The organism is Burkholderia sp. BE17, assembly GCF_009362305.1.
Lineage (GTDB): Bacteria > Pseudomonadota > Gammaproteobacteria > Burkholderiales > Burkholderiaceae > Burkholderia > Burkholderia pyrrocinia_C.
Window position 1 is genome coordinate 21,929 of record NZ_WHNU01000039.1, and the last position, 17,582, is coordinate 39,510.

The window sequence follows — 17,582 nt, forward strand, 5'->3', positions numbered from 1 at the left end:
CCGACCGGCCGCATCGGGAGCGGCAGGCGCAGCATGCGTTTGTCCCGGCGGAGCGACGAATCTGGGAGGTGCCCGACATGAGCCGCGATGTGCTGTTTTCGCCGGAGGCAGGATGTGCCGGCTCGAAGCATGACGGCGAACGTTTCGTATCCGCATCCGGGTGCGCGATCGAAGGGTTGTTTGCGAGCGATAACGAGCGCGGCTTCGAATGCGACCGGTCGGTCGGGCGGCACGGTTCGCCTGACCGGCATGGATGCCGATGGATGCGATCGTGAGCGCAGTACTCGCCAATCGACCGCGCCGCTCGCCGGCGCCGCCCGTCCTGAGCGCCGCCGGCATCGCGAAACGGTTCGACGCGACCGTCGCGCTGGCGGCGCTCGACCTGTCGATCGGCGCCGGTGAAGTCGTCGCGCTGATGGGTGCGAACGGCGCCGGCAAATCGACTTTCGTGAAGATCCTGAGCGGCGTGATCCGGCCCGACGGCGGCACGCTGACGCTGCGCGGCGCACCCTATCGGCCGGCGTCGCCGCACGCGGCGAAGCGGCTCGGCGTCGCCACCGTGCACCAGTCGGTCGCCGACGCCGTCGTGCCGACACTGTCGATCGCCGACAACCTGTTGCTCGACCGGCTGTGCGATCCGGCCTCGCCGTGGCGCGTGCCGCCGGCCGCGCGGCGCGCTGCGGCGCGACCGCTCGCCGAGCGCGTCGGGCTCGACGCCGACCTGTCGGCGCCGCTCGCGTCGCTGTCGCTGGCCGATCAGCAGCGTGTGACCCTGGCGCGTGCGCTCGCCGGGCAGCCCGGCCTGCTGATCCTCGACGAGCCGACCGCGAGCCTGTCCGCGCCGGAAGCGGAGCGGCTCTTCGGGCTGCTGGATGCGTTGCGCGACGACGGCGTCGCAATCCTGCTGGTATCGCACCGGCTCGGCGACTTGCGCCGCATTGCCGATCGCGTGGCGATCGTCCGCGACGGCCGGATCGTCGCCGATCTGGCCGCGCCGGTCGATTTCGATGCCGCGGTGGAAACGATGATCGGACGGCCTTTGCCGCAAGCGCGCGCGGCGGACGCGGGCCGCGCCGCGTCGTCGCCCGAAGCGGGCCTCAGCCTGCGAAACCTGCGGCTGTTACCGGCCAGCGCGCCGTTCGATCTCGACGTCCGGCGCGGCGAGATCGTCGCGATCGCGGGCCCGGTCGGCGGCGGCAAGTCGCGCCTCGCCAATGCGATCTTCGGCGCCGTGCGCGCGGCCGCCGGCGAGATGACGCTCGACGGTCGGCCGTGGCGGCCACGCTCGCCGGCCGACGCCATTCGAGCCGGCGTGTTCCTGGCCGGCGAGGACCGCTGGCGCACGTCGCTGTTTCCCGACAGCGTGCCGTTCGCGTCGATCGCCGGCACGATCAGCTTTCCGTTCCTGCCGCGCTGGTTCACGGGCGGCGCGGTGCGGCCGGCTCGCGAACGCGCTGCCGCCGCGGCCGCGATCGCCGCTTTCGGCATCCGCTGCACGGGCCCGGACGACCGGCTCGTGCGCCTGTCCGGCGGCAACCAGCAGAAAGTCGTGCTCGCGCGCTGGCATGCGGAACGCGCGCGGCTGTTGCTGCTCGACGAACCGTTTCAAGGCATCGATGCCGGCGCGCGCGCCGATATCGTCGATACGTTGAGGCGCCACGCGCACGAGCGCGCGACGCTCGTGTTCGTCAGCGATCTCGAAGAAGCGGCCGAAATCGCCGATCGCATCGTGCGGTTCGATCGCGCCACGCTCGACCATCCGCTTCCGTCTTCCTCCTGAGTGACCGCGCCTCCCATGAAACCCGTTTCCTCTTCCCTGGCCCACGACGCATTGCCCGGCGAACGGGCGCGCCACCCCGCGCCGGCCCGCATTCGCGCGGCGCTCGAACGCACGGGCATCCTGCTCGTGCTGGTCGCTCTCGTCGTCGTGTTCACGGTCAGGGAGCCCGCGTTCCTGAACCTCGACAACCTGTTCAGCATTCTTCAGGCGGTGTCGATCGTCGCGCTGCTCGGCATCGGCGTGACGATCACGCTCGCGGCGGGCGGCTTCGACCTGTCGGTGGGCAGCGTGGCCGCGTCCGCGCAGATGGCCGCCAGCTACGTGCTGGTCGTCTGGCACGGCGGCACGCTCGCGGCGGTGGCCGCCTGCATCGCGCTCGGTGTGGCCGCCGGGTTGTTCAACGGCCTGCTGATTACGCGGCTACGCGTGCCCGACCAGCTCGCGACGCTCGGCACGCTGTTCCTGCTGGCGGGCCTGCAACTGATCCCGACCGGCGGCCGGTCGCTCGCGACCGGGTCGGTGCTGCCCGACGGCACGGACGCGACAGGCGTGTTCCCCGCCGCATTTCTCGCGCTCGGGCGCTTGCGCCTGTTCGACGTCGTGCCGTTGCCGGTGCTGCTGCTCGCGGTGGTGACGGTGCTGGCCTGCGTCGCGATGGAGGCGACGCGCTGGGGCCGCGTGATTTACGCGATCGGCGGCAACGAAACGGCCGCGCGGCTCGCCGGCGCGCCGGCCGCGCGCTACCGGGTTGCCGCGTATGTCGTGTCGGGTGCGATCGCGTCGCTGGGCGGCGTGCTGATCGCCGCTCGGGTCGGACGCGGCGACGTGAGCGCCGGGCACTCGCTACTGCTCGACGCGGTGGCCGCCGCGCTGGTGGGTTACGCCGTGTGGGGCGCCAGGCGGCCGAACGTGTTCGGTACGGTCGTGGGCGCGGTATTCGTCGGCGTGCTGCTCAACGGGCTGACGATGCTGAACGCGCCGTACTACATGCAGGACTTCATCAAGGGCGTGTTGCTGGTGCTCGCGCTGGCGTTCACGTTCGGCATCGGTCGCCGTGCGGACACGCGCGCGTGACGGGGTGGGGCGCGCGCCGCCGCATCAGGCGGCGCGGCTGCGCCGTGTCGCGGCGATCGTAGTCAACCGCGGGCGCGGTTCCCAACCATCGATTCCCGAGACGGTTATCACGCGCGCGCTCGATTGCTTATTCCCGAATCGACACGCCGCCGCCGCAATCGGTTTGAAATCCGAAGGAATATCGATTGCCGAATCGCTCGGTTTGAACGCGCGTGTCGCGCTGATAGATTGTGCGGATATCGTCCCCACGGAGACACGAAGACCATGCACTCGCCGCTTCGCCGCAAGTCACGCATCGACCGGAAGGCCGGCGTGCTCACGCTGTTTTTCGCGGCTGCATTGGCCGCGCTCGCACCCGCGGCGCACGCCGGCCCGATCAAGGGCGCGCCCGCGCCGTTCGACAAGGGCGGCGTGAAGATCGCGCTCGTCAACTATCTGTCGACCGGCGACTTCTTCCAGGCCTACGAGGCCGGCGCGCAGAAGCAGGCGAGGGCGCTCGGCGTCGATCTGCGCATCTACGAGGGCCGGCAGGACGCGGCCGAACAGCGCGAGCAGATCCAGCAGGCGATCAGCATCGGCGTGTCCGCGATCATCGTCAACCACGGCTTGCCCGAATCGTTGAAGGACGTCGTTCAGCGCGCGCTGGACAAGGGGATCAAGGTCGTCGCGTTCGATGTCGATCTCGGCAATCTGAAGGTGCCGCAAATCGAGCAGAGCGATCGCGACCTGGCCAACCTGCTGCTCGGTCAGGCGGTCAAGGACAACGGCGACGCATTCGCGGCCGGTTATGTGTATGTCGCCGGCTTTGCGCCGCTCGACCGGCGCGATGCCGCATGGCGCGACTTCAAGCGCGCGCACCCGAAGGTGCAGGAAAAGGCACGCTGGGGCACCGTCGACAATCCGATCGCGCAATCGGTCGCGAATCAGGCGGCAGCGGCCTATCGAGCGAATCCCGACATTCGCGTCGTGTTCGCGCCTTACGACGAGTTCGCGCGCGGTGCGAAGCTCGCCGCGGACGAAGCGAAGGTGTCGTCGAAGATCCGCATCTACAGCGCGGATATCTCGACCGCCGACATCGAGGCCATCCGCGCGCCGAACAGCGCGTGGGTCGCGACGGCCGCGACCAATCCCGCGATCGTCGGCGCCGTGTCGGTGCGGGCCGCCGCGCTGCTCGTCGCCGGCCAGGACCCGGGAGCGCGCATCGTCGTCAAGCCGACGCTGATCACGCGCGACGATCTCGTGAAAAACGACATCCGGACCGTAGCCGAACTCGGCGCGAAGTTCCCGGCGTTCCGCGCGAGCGACGCGGCGACCGCCGCGTGGATTCCGAAGGCGGACTGAGCGCCGCCGACAGCGGGCGGCAGACGCCGCCCCGTACGAAGCACCACCGACTGACGCACCGACGACCCGGCCATGACGACCCTGAACGACTATCTCGCCGAAAAACGCGACGCGTGGCGCGCGAAGCAGGAAGCGGCACGCAACGACCCCGATTTCAAGGCGACGCCGCTGAAGGCGACCGTGCGCGCGCTCGGCCGCAGCGGCGTGCGCGAGATCCGCATTCGCGACTTCCAGGTGATCAGCGACAGTCCGCCCGACTTCGCGGGCTATAACCTCGGGCCCGCGTCGCCGGAGTTGCAGCTCGGCGTGCTGGGCAGCTGCCTCACGCACATCACGCTGATCCAGGCCGCCGAGCGCGGCCTGAAGATCGATTCGATCGAGGTGGAGGTGACCGGCGACCAGCATCCGCTTGCGCAGCAGCCGGGCTTCGAGCATGTGCCCGTGTTCCCGCACAACCTCCGCTATACGCTCGATATCGTGTCGCCGGAGCCACCCGACGCGATTCGCGCGCTGCATCAGGCGGTCGAAGCGGTCTGCCCGATCTTCAACCTGCTGAGGCTGCCGCAGACCATCGACGGCGAACTGCGGCATATCCGTGCATGACGCGTGGGGGCGCATGCTTGCAGGACTTGCCGGCTCATGGCGGGGAATATCAAGACCCTCGGATTCCTGATGCGGATGCCTGATGTCCGTGCGGCTGGCGTCTCGTGCCGTCCGCACGATCGTGAAAGCGCTGGAACGCGTCCAGCAATCGAGCACGCTGCGCGGCCAGCGACGGGTCGCGCCGATCGCGCGGCCGTGCAACCTCGACGTGGATCTCGTCGTCGACGCGGCCCGGGTTCGGCGCGAGCATCAGCACGCGATCGCCAAGATACAGTGCCTCGTCGAGATCGTGCGTAACGACGATCGCGGACATCCGGTGACGGTGAACCACATCGAGCAGCAGCGTCTGCAACCGCATCCGGGTGATCGCGTCGACCGCGCTGAACGGTTCGTCGAGCAGCAGCAGGTCCGGCTCGCCGAACAGCCCGCGCGCGATCGCCGCGCGCTGGGCCATCCCGCCCGACAACGTGGCCGGCAGTTGCCGCGCGACGCCGGCAAGGCCGACTTCGTCGAGCAGCCGTGCGACGGTCGGCTCGCGGCCGCCTCGCGGGCCGGACGCGAAGCCGACGTTGTCCGCGATCGATAGCCACGGCAGCAGCCGCGGTTCCTGAAAAATGACGCCGATGCGAGGGGAGGGCCCGTCGAGCGCGATTCCGTCGAGCTTCACGCTGCCGCGGAAGTCAGCGTCGAGACCGGCGACGATCCGCAGCAGCGTGCTTTTTCCGCAGCCACTCGGGCCGACCATGCAGACGATCTCGCCGCGAGCAACCTGCAGCGGGATGTCGGCGAGGATCGTCCGATCTCCGTAAAGCTTGCGGGCGATCCGCAGGTCGAGCAGAGGCGTATCGGCGCCCGCTGTCGTGTGCGCAGAAGGCAGCGTGCTCATTTCGACGCCTCGCGCGGCGTGTTGTCGAATGCATCGCGCCAGCCGAGCCAGTGCGACTCGATGCGCCGCATCGCACCGTCGGTCAGCTTGCCGAGCAATGCGAGCAGCAGGATCGCGCCGAACACGAGATCGGGGCGCCCGGTTTCCCGGCCGTCGCTCAACAGGAAGCCGAGGCCGCGCGTCGCCGCGATCAGCTCCGCGGCGACCATGAACATCCACGCGAGGCTGAGGCCGGTACGCAGGCCGGTAACGATTTGCGGCAGCGCGGCCGGCAGCAGGATTCGACGGAACAGCGCGACCGGGCCAAGCCGGTATACCTCGCCGAGCTCGACGAGCTTGCGGTCGACGTCGCGAATACCGGCGACCACCGCCAGGTGAACCGGAAAGAACGCGCCGATCGCGATCAGCGTGATTTTCGGCGCTTCGTCGATGCCGAGCCACAGCAGCAGCACGGGTACCCACGCGAGCGACGGAATCGCACGCAGCGCCTGGAACGTCGGCTCCAGCAGCGCGTCGATCCGGCGGCTCAGGCCCATCGCCGCGCCGACGAAGAGTGCGAGCCCGGCGCCAGCCGCGAAACCCGCCGCGACTCTTAGCGTGCTCGCACCGATATGGCGCGCGACACGGGTGATGCCCATCCGGGCGAGCGTATCGAGAATCTCGCTCGGCGCCGGGACGAGATGGTTCGGCAACCAGCCGTGCCGCACGCCGTATTCCAGCAGCGCGAGCGCGGCGAACGGCAGCGCGAGGCCCGCGATGCGCCACGCGCGAAGCGGCTCGCGCCGGCTCGCGCGGGGCGATGCAAGGCGGCGGGGCGCGAGCGCGTCGTCGCGAGTGGCGGTGTCCGTCATCGGCGTCAACTCAGTGCGACGCGGCGGCGAGCGGGCGCGCAAATGCCGGATCGATCAGCGCATCGACGACCTTCGCGGGATCGACGCCGGGCTTGGTCAACTGTTCGGCCGTCAGCACCGGCGCCGCTGCCTTCAGCGCCGCACGTTGAGTATCGCCCGGCACCGGGTCGCTGAAGTCGTTGCGCTGAAGCTGAAGTTTCGCGACCTGCAGCGATACCTTCGATTCGTCGGCGACGATCTGCGCGGTGTCGGCCGGATGCGCGACGATCCATTGGCGTGCGCGATCGTAGACCTTCAGCACGCGCGTGACCGCCTGCGGGTACTGGCTGGCGAATGCGTCGCGGACGTTCAGGAAACCATAGGTGTTGAATGCGACGTTGCGGTATAGCAGGCGCGCACCGTCGTCGAGCTGGGCGGCGGCCATGTGCGGATCGAGACCGGCCCACGCGTCGACCTGACCGTTCGCGAGTGCGGTGCGTCCGTCAGGATGCTGCAGGTTCACGATCTCCACATCGTCGCGCGTCAGGCCGGCCGTGTGCAGCGCGCGCAGCGTGAACAGGAACGGATCGGTGCCGCGCGTCGCGGCGATTTTCTTGCCCTTCAGGTCCGCGAGCGAGCGGATCGGCGAATCCTTGCGGACCACGAGCGCGGTCCATTCAGGGCGCGAGAATACGTAGACGGCGTGGATCGGGTTGCCGTTTGCACGGGCGAGCACCGACGCGAGCCCTGCGGCCGATCCGAAGTCGACCGCGCCGCTGTTCAGGTATTCCAGCGCGCGATTGCTGCCGAGGCTCAGCACCCAGCGAATCGACGTGCGGTCGGCCTTGAACTCGTCGTCGAGCCAGCCGAAGTGGCGGATCACCAGGCTTTCCGGCGAGTAGTACGCATAGTCGACGCGAATCTCCGCGGGTGTCGCCGCATGTGCGTGCATCGATACGAGACCGGCGAGCGCGGCAACCACGAAGGCCGCGGATTGCCACGCGCGGGACCAGGACAGCTTCATCGGGGAATCTCCGGAAGGGCGGCAACGTGCCGCGAACAGGCAGGGTGACCGTCCAATGTACCGAAGCGCCGGCGATCCGGTAACGAAGAAATCCGCGATTGCACATGCGCGCTGCTGCTAAGCACGCGCGACGAGCAACTTTATGACGCACACCGAATAATTTATCGCTTTATATCGCTTGGGATAACCGGATCGCGAGAACAGAATCTCCGCTGCCGGAACCCGACGACAGTACATGCCGACGGTCGAGCGTTCGCTCCACGCGCTGTCGACAGCGAATGCTCGTGCTGTGTTCCTGGCTCCTGTGTATATCGCCGAACATTCGGCGCAACCAAGGAATGCGATGAGTTCGATCGATCTGAATGTTGTCACGCCAGTTTCCGCGCCCATCCGCTCCGCGAGCGACGTGGCGCGCCTGATCAATACGACGGACAGCTCCGTCAGCCATGCGCGGATGATCGTGCTGCTCGCGCTCGGCGGCGTGTTTCTCGATGCGTACGACCTGACGACGTTGTCCTACGGCATCGACGACGTCGCGCGCGAGTTCGGTCTGACGCCGGCACTGACCGGACTGGTCGGTTCGGCGATCATGATCGGCACGATCTTCGGCAGCCTGATCGGCGGGTGGTTGACCGACAGGATCGGTCGTTATCAGGTATTCATGGCCGACATGCTGTTTTTCGTGATTGCGGCGATCGCGGCCGGGCTTGCGCCGAACGTCTGGGTGCTGATCGGCGCACGCTTCGTGATGGGGCTCGGTGTCGGCATCGACCTGCCCGTCGCGATGGCGTTTCTCGCGGAATTCTCCAAGTTCAGCGGCCGCGGCAACAAGGCGTCGCGGCTCGCCGCCTGGTGCCCGATGTGGTACGTGGCGTCGTCGGTCTGTTTCCTGCTGATCTTCGGCCTGTATTTCCTGCTGCCGGCCGAGCATGCGGGATGGCTTTGGCGCGCGTCGCTGATTTTCGGCGCGGTGCCTGCGCTCGTCATCATTCTGGTCAGGAATCGTTTCATGAACGAATCGCCGCTGTGGGCCGCGAACCAGGGCGACCTCGCCAATGCCGCGCGAATCCTTCGCGAGTCGTACGGCATTCACGCACACGAAGCGGAGGATGCATCACGCGAGCCGAGCCAGCCGCACGTGCGGATTCGCGTGCTGTTCCAGCGTCCATATCTCGGGCGCACGATCGTCGCCAGCGTGATGAACCTGTGCATCCCGTTCGAATACACGGCGATAGCGTTCTTCCTGCCGTCGATCCTGTCGCAGTTTCTCGGCGCGGGCGTGTTCGAGACGATCGCGGCGTCGCTCGCGCTGAACGTTCTGTTCGCGTTTACCGGCGGTTTGCTGGGCATGCGCCTCGCGTATCGATATCCGTCGCGTCATGTCGCGATCGCGGGCTTCGCGCTGCAGTTCGTCGCGCTTGTCGCGCTTGCGCTGGCAGGGCATCCGCACGGCGCGCTCGCGGTCGGCATCGTGCTGCTGATGCTCGGCACCTGGCTGTTCGCCGAAGGTTTCGGGCCGGGCGCGCAGATGATGATCTATCCCACCTTGTCTTACCCGGCGTCGATCCGCGGCACCGGTGTCGGCTTCGGGCGTTCGCTGTGCGGCATCGGCCAGGCGCTTGCGCTGTTCGTGCTGCCGATCCTGCAGGCTCGCCTCGGTACGGACATGTTCTGGGTCGTCGCGATCAGTGCGGTCACGCCGATCGTGTTTCTGTTGATCGTGCGTTACGAGCCGACGGCGCGCGACATCGACGACGAAAGCGCCGCGTAAACGCTGGCGGGGGCGCGTTCGCCGCCCCCGGAAAATACCAACGGCTTCGTCGGACCGCACGAAGCCGTCTGCGTTGAAGCCGGTTGCCGCGCGAACGCGGGCAAGCCGGCTTCGACATTGCCGTCACGCACTGACGATCTCCCGCTCGGCATCGCGCTTGACCTGCTCGATATCGCGAAACTGCGCGGCCGGATGCTCATCCGGCAGCCGCGCAGTGCCGCCGAACAGTTTCTCGCGCAGCGTGCCCGGCGCATACTGCGTCGGATAGACGCCGCGCCGTTGCAACTCCGGAACGAGGTAGCGCACGATGTCTTCGAAGGTTTCATGCGCAACCGCATACGCGAGATTGAAGCCATCCACGTCGGTTGCGGCAACCCATTCCTGCAGGATGTCCGCGACGGTCGCCGCCGACCCGACGAACACCGGGCCCATTCCGCCGATACCACCCCAGGCCGCCAGTGCCTCGATTGTCCACGCGGTGTCGCCGCCCGCCAGGTGCTCGACGGCCGAAACGATCGCATTCGTTTCGACGCGCCGGACGGGATCGGTCGGCGCGTACTGGCCGAAGTCGATGCCGGTCCAGCCGGACATGAACACCAGCGAACCGTCGTACGACACGTAGCGACGATACTCGTCGAACTTGGCCTGCGCCTTCTCGTCGGTTTCGTCGACGATCACCGTGACGAGGTTGTAGATCAGCACCTTGCGTGGATCGCGGCCCGCGGCGGCGGCCTGCGCGCGCACATCGGCCACGTAGCGCGCGAGCTGCTCGCGAGTCGGCGCGGCGACGAACACGCATTCGGCGTGTTGCGCGGCGAACGCCTTGCCGGGGCCGGACGCGCCGGCCTGGAACAGCACCGGCGTGCGCTGCGGCGACGGTTCGCACAGGTGATAGCCGGGCACGTCGAAGAAGCGGCCCTTGTGGCCGATCTCGTGCACCTTCTCGGGATGCGTGAACACGCGGCCGTCGCGATCGCGCACCACCGCGCCGTCTTCCCAACTGCCCTCGAACAGCTTGTACAGCACCTCGACGTATTCGGCCGCGACCGCATAACGATCGTCGTGCGTGCGCAAGCCGTGATCGCCGACGTTCTTCGCACCGCTCTCCAGGTAGGACGTGACGATGTTCCACGCGAGCCGGCCCTTGGTGTGATGGTCGGCGGTCGACAGCCGGCGCGCGAACGTGTACGGGTGCTCGAACGTCGTCGACGCGGTGATGCCGATGCCGAGATGCTCGGTCGCCATCGCGATCGGTGCGGCAAGCTGCAGCGGGTCGTTGACCGGGATCTGCGCGGCCTGGTGCAGCGCGTGGTAGTTGCTGCCCTTGTAGACGTCGTAATAGCCGATCACGTCTGCGATGAAGATCGCGTCGAAGATCCCGCGCTCGAGGATGCGGGCGAGGTCGGTCCAGTAGTCGAGATCCTTGTACTGCCACGAACGGTCGCGCGGATGCGCCCACAGGCCGGGCGACTGGTGGCCGACGCAGTTCATCTCGAACGCGTTGAAGCGGATGGTCTTGCTCATTGCGCGGCTCCGGTTTCCGCACTGGCGCCCGTGCCGTTGCCGACGCGCCAGACGAACGGCGGCGTGCGGCCGTTGATGACCCAGTCGCCGACGATCCTGGCCTTGTAGACGAGCGGGTTGTGCGACGACACCGTACGCGCGTTGCGCCAGTGTCGGTCGAGCGCGGTCGTGCTGCGGGTCGCGGACGCACCGAGCGCGTCGAACAGGCGCGTCGCGGCGCGCAGTACGAGTTCGGACACGACGAGCTGGCTCTGCGCGGATTCGATTTCGGCCGCGACGTTTGCGTCGTGTTCGGCCTGTTCGTCACCGCCGAAGCGCGCCTCGTAGGCAAGCTGAAGCGGCTGCGCTGCGCGCAATGCGAGCGCGTCGGCCGCGTACGCCCACGACGCAATCTCGCCGATCACCTGCTGGAGCTGCGCATCGTCGCCCGCGCGTGCGGCGTTGCCGTGGCTGTACACGCGGGTGCGAGTGCGCACGAGCGCGCTCGCGTCGCGCACGATCGCGTGGCCGATGCCGGCCAGCGTCGCGACGTGGAAGAGTTGGTAGAACGCGGTCTGGTACTTGAAGCGGCGTGCGAAGTCGATCACGTCGTGCGCCTCGACCGTCGCATTCTCGAAGCGCGTCGTGCCGCTGCCGGTGGTCGTCTGGCCGAAGCCGTCCCAGTCGTCTTCGCGGATCACGCCGGGCTGCGCGGTCGCGACGGCGACGATCACGTCGCTGCCGTCGTGCGCGCGCTGCGCGAACACGTCGATCCAGTCGGCGAACAGGCTGCCCGTGCTGTAGAACTTGCGCCCGTTCAGCACCAGCCGGCCGTTCTGCTCCGACACCTTCGTGATGGTCTGGCCGAGCGGCACGTCGCCGGCCTCCGACCACGCGTTGCCGATGAGCTGGCCGCTTGCGAACCGGTCGAACCATGTCGTGCGTTGCGGCCCGGGCGGCGCGTTCAGCCAGTCCTCGACGAACGCGAAGTGTCCGCGCAACGCCTGCGGCAGATTGGAATCGGCGGCGGCGAGTTCGATCAGCAGCCGGAACAACTGCGGCAGCGATGCGCCGGCACCGCCGTCGCGTACCGGCAGCCGTACCGCGCCGAAGCCGGCCGCCTTCAGCCAGCCGATCGCTTCGTGCGGCAGTTCGCGGCGGCGTTCGCGTTCGGCAGTGCCTGTTGCGATGCGGTCGAAGATCGGCCGGAACCGGCTCGCGAGTGCGTCGTAGTCGGTGCCGGTGGAAAGGTCGGTGTCTGCGTGCGACGAAGTCATGCGGATTTCCTCGAAGGGCGGGGCCGTTTGCGCCGGGGGGCCAGTATAGGAAGCGCGGGGCGGGCGTTCCAATAACGGATTCGCAGATCGTTATCGTCGATGAGCATTACGCGGACCGGTCGGAAACGCACTGGCGCTCGGGCAGCGATTGCGACGCAGCAGCACGATATTGCGCGCGAGAATCGTCATGTCGTTTGTGATCCGAAGGAATATCGTTCCGAGAATCGCTCGGTTGGCCGACCTGCAACGCGCTGCTAGATTGAACGCTTTCGCGATTCGACAGGAGAGCCCGATGTCAGATACGAGCGCCACGATTCAGGAGCAGTCGGCCGATCGGAAACCGCAAGTGGCCCGCGTGATCGCCGACGACGCGCAGGCGATCGCGGCCGCACATGCGCTGGCGCAGCGGCTTGCGGAAGGTGCTGCCGAGCGGGATCGGGAGCGCCGGTTGCCGCGCGACGAGATCGAATGGTTCTCGCAGTCGGGGCTATGGGCGATCACGGTGCCGAAGGCATACGGCGGAGCGGGTGTATCGCATGTGACGCTCACCGAGGTGATCAAGATTATTGCGGCGGCCGATGCGTCGCTCGGACAGTTGCCGCAGAATCATTTCGGGCTGATCGACGTGATCGCACTGGTCGGCACCGACGCGCAAAAGCGCTATTTTTTTGCGGAAGTGCTGAGCGGCAAGCGGTTCGGCAACGGCTTCTCGGAGAAGGGCACGAAGCACGTGCTCGATCTGAAGACGCGCGTGCGCCGCGACGGCGATGGCTATGTCGTCGACGGCACGAAGTTCTACTCGACGGGTGCGCTGTTCGCGCATTACGTGCCGGTGCTCGGTCTCGACGACGCGCAGCACGCGTGGCTTGCCTACGTGCCGCAGCCGACGCCTGGGCTGACCGTGATCGACGACTGGTCGGGGTTCGGGCAGCGCACGACCGCGAGCGGCACGGTAGTGCTCGACGGCGTGCGCGTACCTGCGTCGCATGTGCTGCCCGCGCAGCGCGTGTCGGACGAGCCGACGCTCAATGGCCCGCTGTCGCAGATCATCCAGGCGGCGATCGATGCCGGCATTGCGAAAGCGGCCATCGACGATACGCTGGCGTTCGTGCGCACCCGCACGCGGCCGTGGGTCGACAGCGGTGTCGAACGGGCGGCAGACGATCCACTGATTCTCCGCGAGATTGGCCGTCTGCACATTCAGCTTCATGCGGCGGAAGCGCTGCTCGAACGTGCGGCGCGCACGCTCGACGAGATCGGCGCGCGCGGCACGGTGACCGACGACGATGTCGCGCGCGCGTCGGTCGCGGTCGGCGAAGCGAAGGTGCTGACGACCGAGATTGCGCTGCTCGCGGGCGAGAAGCTGTTCGAGCTGGCCGGCACGCAGTCGACGCTCGCCGAGCATAACCTCGACCGGCACTGGCGCAATGCGCGCACGCATACGCTGCACGATCCGGTGCGGTGGAAATATCACCTCGTCGGCAACTATTACCTGAACGGCGTGCGTCCGGCGCGCCATGCGTGGAATTGAACCGCTCGCGTTCTTCAGCTTCGGCTACGTGCTGTATTCCTTCCTGTCGTGGCTGCCGAGTTACCTGAGCAACTATCAGCACCTGAATATCAAACAGATGAGCGTCGCCGGCATCTTGCCGTGGCTGGGCGCGACGATCGTCTGCAGCGCGTAGAAGCCATATGCCGGCAAGCCGGTCGCAAGTGCGGTCGGCAAGTTTGATAACCGTTCGAGCAATATGCACGGCATCTTCTCGGACGGAATTGACCGACTCGGCGGCCACCGTCGCCGCACCCCGACGCACCTCAAATCGCGGGCGCAGTCACGCGGTCGCGCACGCCGCCCGATGCCTTCACGCCGAGATACGGGCCCACCGTGCGGCGCGTCAGCGCGACACCCGCGAGCGTCGCGCCGCCGTGGTTGAACCCCGTCGACGTCTTCACGAACGCGACGTCGAGATCGCGGCACATCTCGCACACGCGCACTTTCTCGTCGTCGCTCAGCAGCCCCGTCTCGAGGATCACCTTCAGCGGCACCGCGCCGCATGCGTGCTGCACGGCCGCGATGTCGGCCTTCGCGTCGTCGGCGCGGCCCGGCACGTCCTTCCGCGACCGCCGGCCGATTCGTCTGGTCAGACTGGTCGGATGGTTTGGTGCATGGACGCGCGCCGCGAACGGGCAACCGCGGCGTTCGGCATCGATTCATGCACCGAAATGAGGAATGCATTTCGGCACGCTTGGCCGCTATTGCCGACAACTGAAGCGTCAAGCGGGGGTGGCCCGGTTTTTGCTGAAGAGGGCATGGCCGCGCAACGGTTGCGCGCTGCCCGACGACAGACGAGACAAGGAAGACTCACCGTGAATTCGATCACCCGACCGTTCCCCCGACGCGCATGGCTGGCTGCGCTGATCGCCGCGCCCGTGATGGCGTTGTTTGCCGCCGCGCCTGCGCGTGCCGACGCGCTCGACACCATTGCGAAAAGCGGCGCGCTGCGCGTCGCGGTGCCGGAGGACTATCCGCCGTTCGGCTCGGTTGGTACCGACATGCAGCCGCAGGGCTACGACATCGACATGGCCGAACTGCTTGCGAAATCGCTCGGCGTGAAGCTGAAGCTGGTGCCCGTGAACAGCGCGAACCGGATTCCGTATCTGACGACCAACAAGGTCGACATGGTGATCTCGTCGCTCGGCAAGACGCCGGAGCGCGAGAAGGTGGTCGACTTCTCGACTGCCTACGCACCGTATTTCCAGGGCGTGTTCGGGCCGGCCGACGTGAAAGTGAGCACGCCCGCCGACCTGAATGGCAAGACGGTCGGCGCCACGCGCGGCGCACTCGAGGAGATCGCGCTGTCGCAGCTCGCACCGAACGCGACGATCAAGCGCTTCGAGGACAACAACGCGACGATCCAGGCATTCCTGTCCGGGCAGGTGCAGTTGATCGCGGCAGGCAACATCGTCGCAGCGGCGATTCTCGCGAAGAATCCGCCGCGCCGGCCCGAGGTCAAGTTCGTGATCAAGAATTCGCCGTGCTTCGTCGGCGTGAACAAGAACGAAACACGCCTGCTCGCGAAGATCGACGACGCGATCGCACATGCGAAACAGGACGGCACGCTGAGCGCGATGTCGAAGAAGTGGCTCGGCCAGCCGTTGCCGGCCGGCCTGTGAGCGATCGCCGCCGTGCCTGCGACGGCGCGGCGATCGTCGTCTGAACCCGATCCTTCCCATCTGTCATGAGCTATCAGCTTCGATTCGGCGAGCTCGCCGAATACGCCGGCATGTTCGCGAGCGGCGCGGCGACTACGTTCGCGCTGACCGCCGTCGCGACCGTGCTCGGCGTTTCGATCGGCGTGCTCGGCGCGGCCGCGTACAGCGCCGACGCGCGTGCGGCCGTGCGGCTGCGCCCGTTGGTCGGCGCGTACGTCGAGGCGGTTCGCAATACGCCGTTCGTCGTCCAGCTATTCTTTATCTTCTTCGGATTGCCCGCGCTCGGCGTGCGCATCGACGAATACACGGCCGCGATTCTCGCGATGACGCTGAATCTCGGTGCGTACTCGGTCGAGATCGTGCGCGCGGGCGTCGCCGCCGTGCCGAAGGGGCATCTGGAGGCAGCCGCCGCGCTTGCGATGTCGCGCGCGCAGATGCTGCGCCACGTCGTGTTGCCGCAGGCGCTCGCGAAGGTGTTTCCGGCGCTCGCGAGCCAGATCGTCATCACGATGCTCGGCTCGGCCGTCGTGTCGCAAATCTCGGTGGCCGATCTCACCTATGCGGCGAGTTATATCCAGTCGCGCAATTTCCGCTCGTTCGAAACGTATTTCGTGATCGCGCTCGCGTATCTGGCGATGGCGCTGCTGCTGCGCGCCGCGCTTGGCTCGATGGGGCGCCGCCTGTTTTCCCGCCGTGTGCGAGGTGCGCGATGACCGATTTCACGTTCGGGCAGATTCTTGCAAACCTGCTGCTCGCCGCACGCTGGACGGTCGTGCTCTCGATCGTGTCATTTCTGTCCGGCGGTCTCGTCGGCCTCGGGTTGCTCGTGATGCGCGTGTCGAACTCGCGCGTGCTGCGCAGCTGCGCGAAGCTGTACATCGAGGTGTTCCAGGGCACCCCATTGCTGATGCAGCTGTTCGTCGTGTTCTTCGGCCTGCCGCTCATCGGTCTCGATGTGTCGCCGTGGGTTGCGGCCACGGCCGGCCTCACGTTCTTCACGAGCGCGTATCTCGCGGAAATCTGGCGCGGCTGCGTCGAGGCGGTGCCGAAAGGGCAGTGGGAGGCGTCGGCAAGCCTCGCGATGAGCTACGTCGAGCAGTTGCGTCATGTGATCCTGCCGCAGGCCGCGCGCATCGCGATCGCGCCGACGGTCGGGTTCGGCGTGCAGGCCGTGAAGGACACGGCGCTGGTGTCGATCATCGGCTTCACCGAGCTGACCAAGGTCGGCGTCGCGATCTCGAACGCGACGTTCCGTCCGTTCGTTGTATACGGGCTCGTCGCGCTCATCTATTTCGCACTCTGTTATCCGCTTACCCGTTACGCGCGCACGTTGCAAAGGAGATGGAATGCCGCTCGTTGAAACCCGTGGTCTCGAAAAGAATTTCGGTACCCATCATGTGCTCAAGGGCATCGATTTCTCCGTCGAACGCGGGCAAGTCGTGTCGATCATCGGCCGCAGCGGCTCGGGCAAGAGCACGCTGCTGCGCACGCTCAACGGGCTCGAGAGCATCGACGCGGGTACGATCGCGATCGACGGCGAACGCGTCGACGCGCGACACGCGGACTTGCGTGCACTGCGGCTCAAGGTCGGAATGGTGTTCCAGCAATACAACCTGTTTCCGCATCTGAGCGCCGGGCAAAACGTGATGCTCGCGCAGTCGGTCGTGAAGAAGTCGCATCGCCAGCAGGCGCGCGCGATCGCGGAGCTGATGCTCGAGCGGGTCGGCCTCGGCGACAAATTCGACGCGTTTCCGGAACAGCTGTCCGGCGGTCAGCAGCAGCGCGTCGCGATTGCGCGCGCGCTCGCGATGAAGCCGAGCGTGCTGCTGTGCGACGAAATCACGTCGGCGCTCGATCCGGAACTGGTCGGCGAGGTGCTGGGTGTCGTCGAGCAGCTCGCGCGCGACGACATGACGTTGATCATGGTCACGCACGAGATGAACTTCGCGCGCGCGGTGAGCGACAAGGTGGTGTTCATGCATCAGGGCAGGGTCTGGGAGAGCGGGACGCCGGAGGAGATCTTCGCGCGACCGGGGACGGTGGAGTTGAAGCGGTTCCTTGGAGGGCTTCAGAAGACGGAAGCGTTCGTGAACTGACGCCGCTCCGCTCCGCGGATGTTCGTGATGGTGCTTGATCTGCTCCGAGCCGCGGCGGCGTGTTGCTCGCGTCGCACGTGAGTTCGCTCGGCGCGGCCGTCACGCTGATCGCGATCGCGAACCTGTTCGCGTTCATGGCGCCGCAGGCGTGGTGGTCGCTGCTGCAGGAGATCGTGCCGCGGGA

General features: G+C 67.2%; 15 protein-coding genes and 3 pseudogenes. 12 read left to right on the forward strand and 6 right to left on the reverse strand.

Features of this window, described 5'->3' with window-relative positions; all coding sequences use genetic code 11:
* Positions 1 to 271 precede the first annotated feature (271 nt).
* From GD429_RS29140 to GD429_RS29155, 4 genes are all read left to right on the forward strand, one after another.
* Positions 272 to 1,780 carry a sugar ABC transporter ATP-binding protein gene (locus tag GD429_RS29140; RefSeq protein ID WP_321574952.1) on the forward strand — a complete coding sequence of 503 codons (1,509 nt, stop codon included), beginning with the start codon at positions 272 to 274 and terminating at the stop codon, positions 1,778 to 1,780.
* A 15-nt stretch (positions 1,781 to 1,795) separates the two neighbouring features.
* Positions 1,796 to 2,854 carry an ABC transporter permease gene (locus GD429_RS29145; protein ID WP_152862211.1) on the forward strand — a complete coding sequence of 353 codons (1,059 nt, stop codon included), beginning with the start codon at positions 1,796 to 1,798 and terminating at the stop codon, positions 2,852 to 2,854.
* A gap of 264 nt (positions 2,855 to 3,118) precedes the next feature.
* Positions 3,119 to 4,195, forward strand: a complete 1,077-nt coding sequence (locus GD429_RS29150; protein ID WP_152862213.1) for a substrate-binding domain-containing protein — start codon at positions 3,119 to 3,121, stop codon at positions 4,193 to 4,195.
* Positions 4,196 to 4,267: 72 nt separating this feature from the next.
* On the forward strand, positions 4,268 to 4,798 hold the full coding sequence (locus GD429_RS29155; RefSeq protein ID WP_152862215.1) for an OsmC family protein: 531 nt from the start codon (positions 4,268 to 4,270) through the stop codon (positions 4,796 to 4,798).
* 49 nt (positions 4,799 to 4,847) lie between these two features.
* On the opposite strand, the gene GD429_RS29160 is transcribed toward GD429_RS29155, so the two are convergent.
* Genes GD429_RS29160 through GD429_RS29170 form a run of 3 tightly spaced genes read right to left on the reverse strand, consistent with a single transcriptional unit; the run spans position 4,848 to position 7,538 of the window.
* Positions 4,848 to 5,684 (reverse strand): ABC transporter ATP-binding protein, encoded by an 837-nt coding sequence (locus GD429_RS29160; RefSeq protein ID WP_152862217.1) that lies wholly within the window; start codon positions 5,682 to 5,684, stop codon positions 4,848 to 4,850.
* Positions 5,681 to 6,535: an ABC transporter permease gene (locus tag GD429_RS29165; RefSeq protein ID WP_193727229.1), complete on the reverse strand. Its 855-nt coding sequence runs from the start codon at positions 6,533 to 6,535 to the stop codon at positions 5,681 to 5,683. The genes GD429_RS29160 and GD429_RS29165 overlap by 4 nt, the downstream gene beginning before the upstream one ends.
* A gap of 10 nt (positions 6,536 to 6,545) precedes the next feature.
* On the reverse strand, positions 6,546 to 7,538 hold the full coding sequence (locus GD429_RS29170) for an aliphatic sulfonate ABC transporter substrate-binding protein (RefSeq protein WP_152862221.1): 993 nt from the start codon (positions 7,536 to 7,538) through the stop codon (positions 6,546 to 6,548).
* Positions 7,539 to 7,881: 343 nt separating this feature from the next.
* Between GD429_RS29170 and GD429_RS29175 the strand changes: the two genes are divergently transcribed.
* Positions 7,882 to 9,309, forward strand: a complete 1,428-nt coding sequence (locus GD429_RS29175; RefSeq protein WP_152862223.1) for an MFS transporter — start codon at positions 7,882 to 7,884, stop codon at positions 9,307 to 9,309.
* Between the two features lie 123 nt (positions 9,310 to 9,432).
* On the opposite strand, the gene GD429_RS29180 is transcribed toward GD429_RS29175, so the two are convergent.
* On the reverse strand, positions 9,433 to 10,833 hold the full coding sequence (locus tag GD429_RS29180; protein WP_152862225.1) for an LLM class flavin-dependent oxidoreductase: 1,401 nt from the start codon (positions 10,831 to 10,833) through the stop codon (positions 9,433 to 9,435).
* Complete coding sequence (locus GD429_RS29185) at positions 10,830 to 12,089, reverse strand: acyl-CoA dehydrogenase family protein (protein ID WP_152862227.1); 1,260 nt, start codon at positions 12,087 to 12,089, stop codon at positions 10,830 to 10,832. The genes GD429_RS29180 and GD429_RS29185 overlap by 4 nt, the downstream gene beginning before the upstream one ends.
* A gap of 292 nt (positions 12,090 to 12,381) precedes the next feature.
* Here GD429_RS29185 and GD429_RS29190 point away from each other — a divergent pair, with 292 nt between their 5' ends.
* The 3 genes and pseudogenes from GD429_RS29190 to GD429_RS29195 all read left to right on the forward strand — a co-directional run.
* Positions 12,382 to 13,620 (forward strand): SfnB family sulfur acquisition oxidoreductase, encoded by a 1,239-nt coding sequence (locus GD429_RS29190; protein WP_152862228.1) that lies wholly within the window; start codon positions 12,382 to 12,384, stop codon positions 13,618 to 13,620.
* Between the two features lie 4 nt (positions 13,621 to 13,624).
* A pseudogene (locus GD429_RS40715) lies at positions 13,625 to 13,759 on the forward strand (MFS transporter); the annotation flags it as partial.
* 15 nt (positions 13,760 to 13,774) lie between these two features.
* Positions 13,775 to 13,933, forward strand: a pseudogene (locus GD429_RS29195) (curli production assembly protein CsgG); the annotation flags it as partial.
* Here GD429_RS29195 and GD429_RS29200 read toward each other — a convergent pair.
* Positions 13,905 to 14,192, reverse strand: a pseudogene (locus GD429_RS29200) (2-deoxyribose-5-phosphate aldolase); the annotation flags it as partial. The pseudogenes GD429_RS29195 and GD429_RS29200 overlap by 29 nt on opposite strands.
* 264 nt (positions 14,193 to 14,456) lie before the next feature.
* Between GD429_RS29200 and GD429_RS29205 the strand changes: the two are divergent.
* The 4 genes from GD429_RS29205 (at position 14,457) to GD429_RS29220 (ending at position 17,398) form a co-directional block, all read left to right on the forward strand.
* Positions 14,457 to 15,263 carry a transporter substrate-binding domain-containing protein gene (locus tag GD429_RS29205; RefSeq protein ID WP_321574956.1) on the forward strand — a complete coding sequence of 269 codons (807 nt, stop codon included), beginning with the start codon at positions 14,457 to 14,459 and terminating at the stop codon, positions 15,261 to 15,263.
* Positions 15,264 to 15,328: 65 nt separating this feature from the next.
* Positions 15,329 to 16,015 (forward strand): amino acid ABC transporter permease, encoded by a 687-nt coding sequence (locus GD429_RS29210; RefSeq protein WP_152862230.1) that lies wholly within the window; start codon positions 15,329 to 15,331, stop codon positions 16,013 to 16,015.
* On the forward strand, positions 16,012 to 16,662 hold the full coding sequence (locus GD429_RS29215) for an amino acid ABC transporter permease (protein WP_152862232.1): 651 nt from the start codon (positions 16,012 to 16,014) through the stop codon (positions 16,660 to 16,662). Before GD429_RS29210 ends, GD429_RS29215 begins: the two co-directional genes overlap by 4 nt.
* Positions 16,649 to 17,398, forward strand: a complete 750-nt coding sequence (locus tag GD429_RS29220; protein WP_152862234.1) for an amino acid ABC transporter ATP-binding protein — start codon at positions 16,649 to 16,651, stop codon at positions 17,396 to 17,398. The genes GD429_RS29215 and GD429_RS29220 overlap by 14 nt, the downstream gene beginning before the upstream one ends.
* The last annotated feature ends 184 nt before the right edge of the window (positions 17,399 to 17,582 follow it).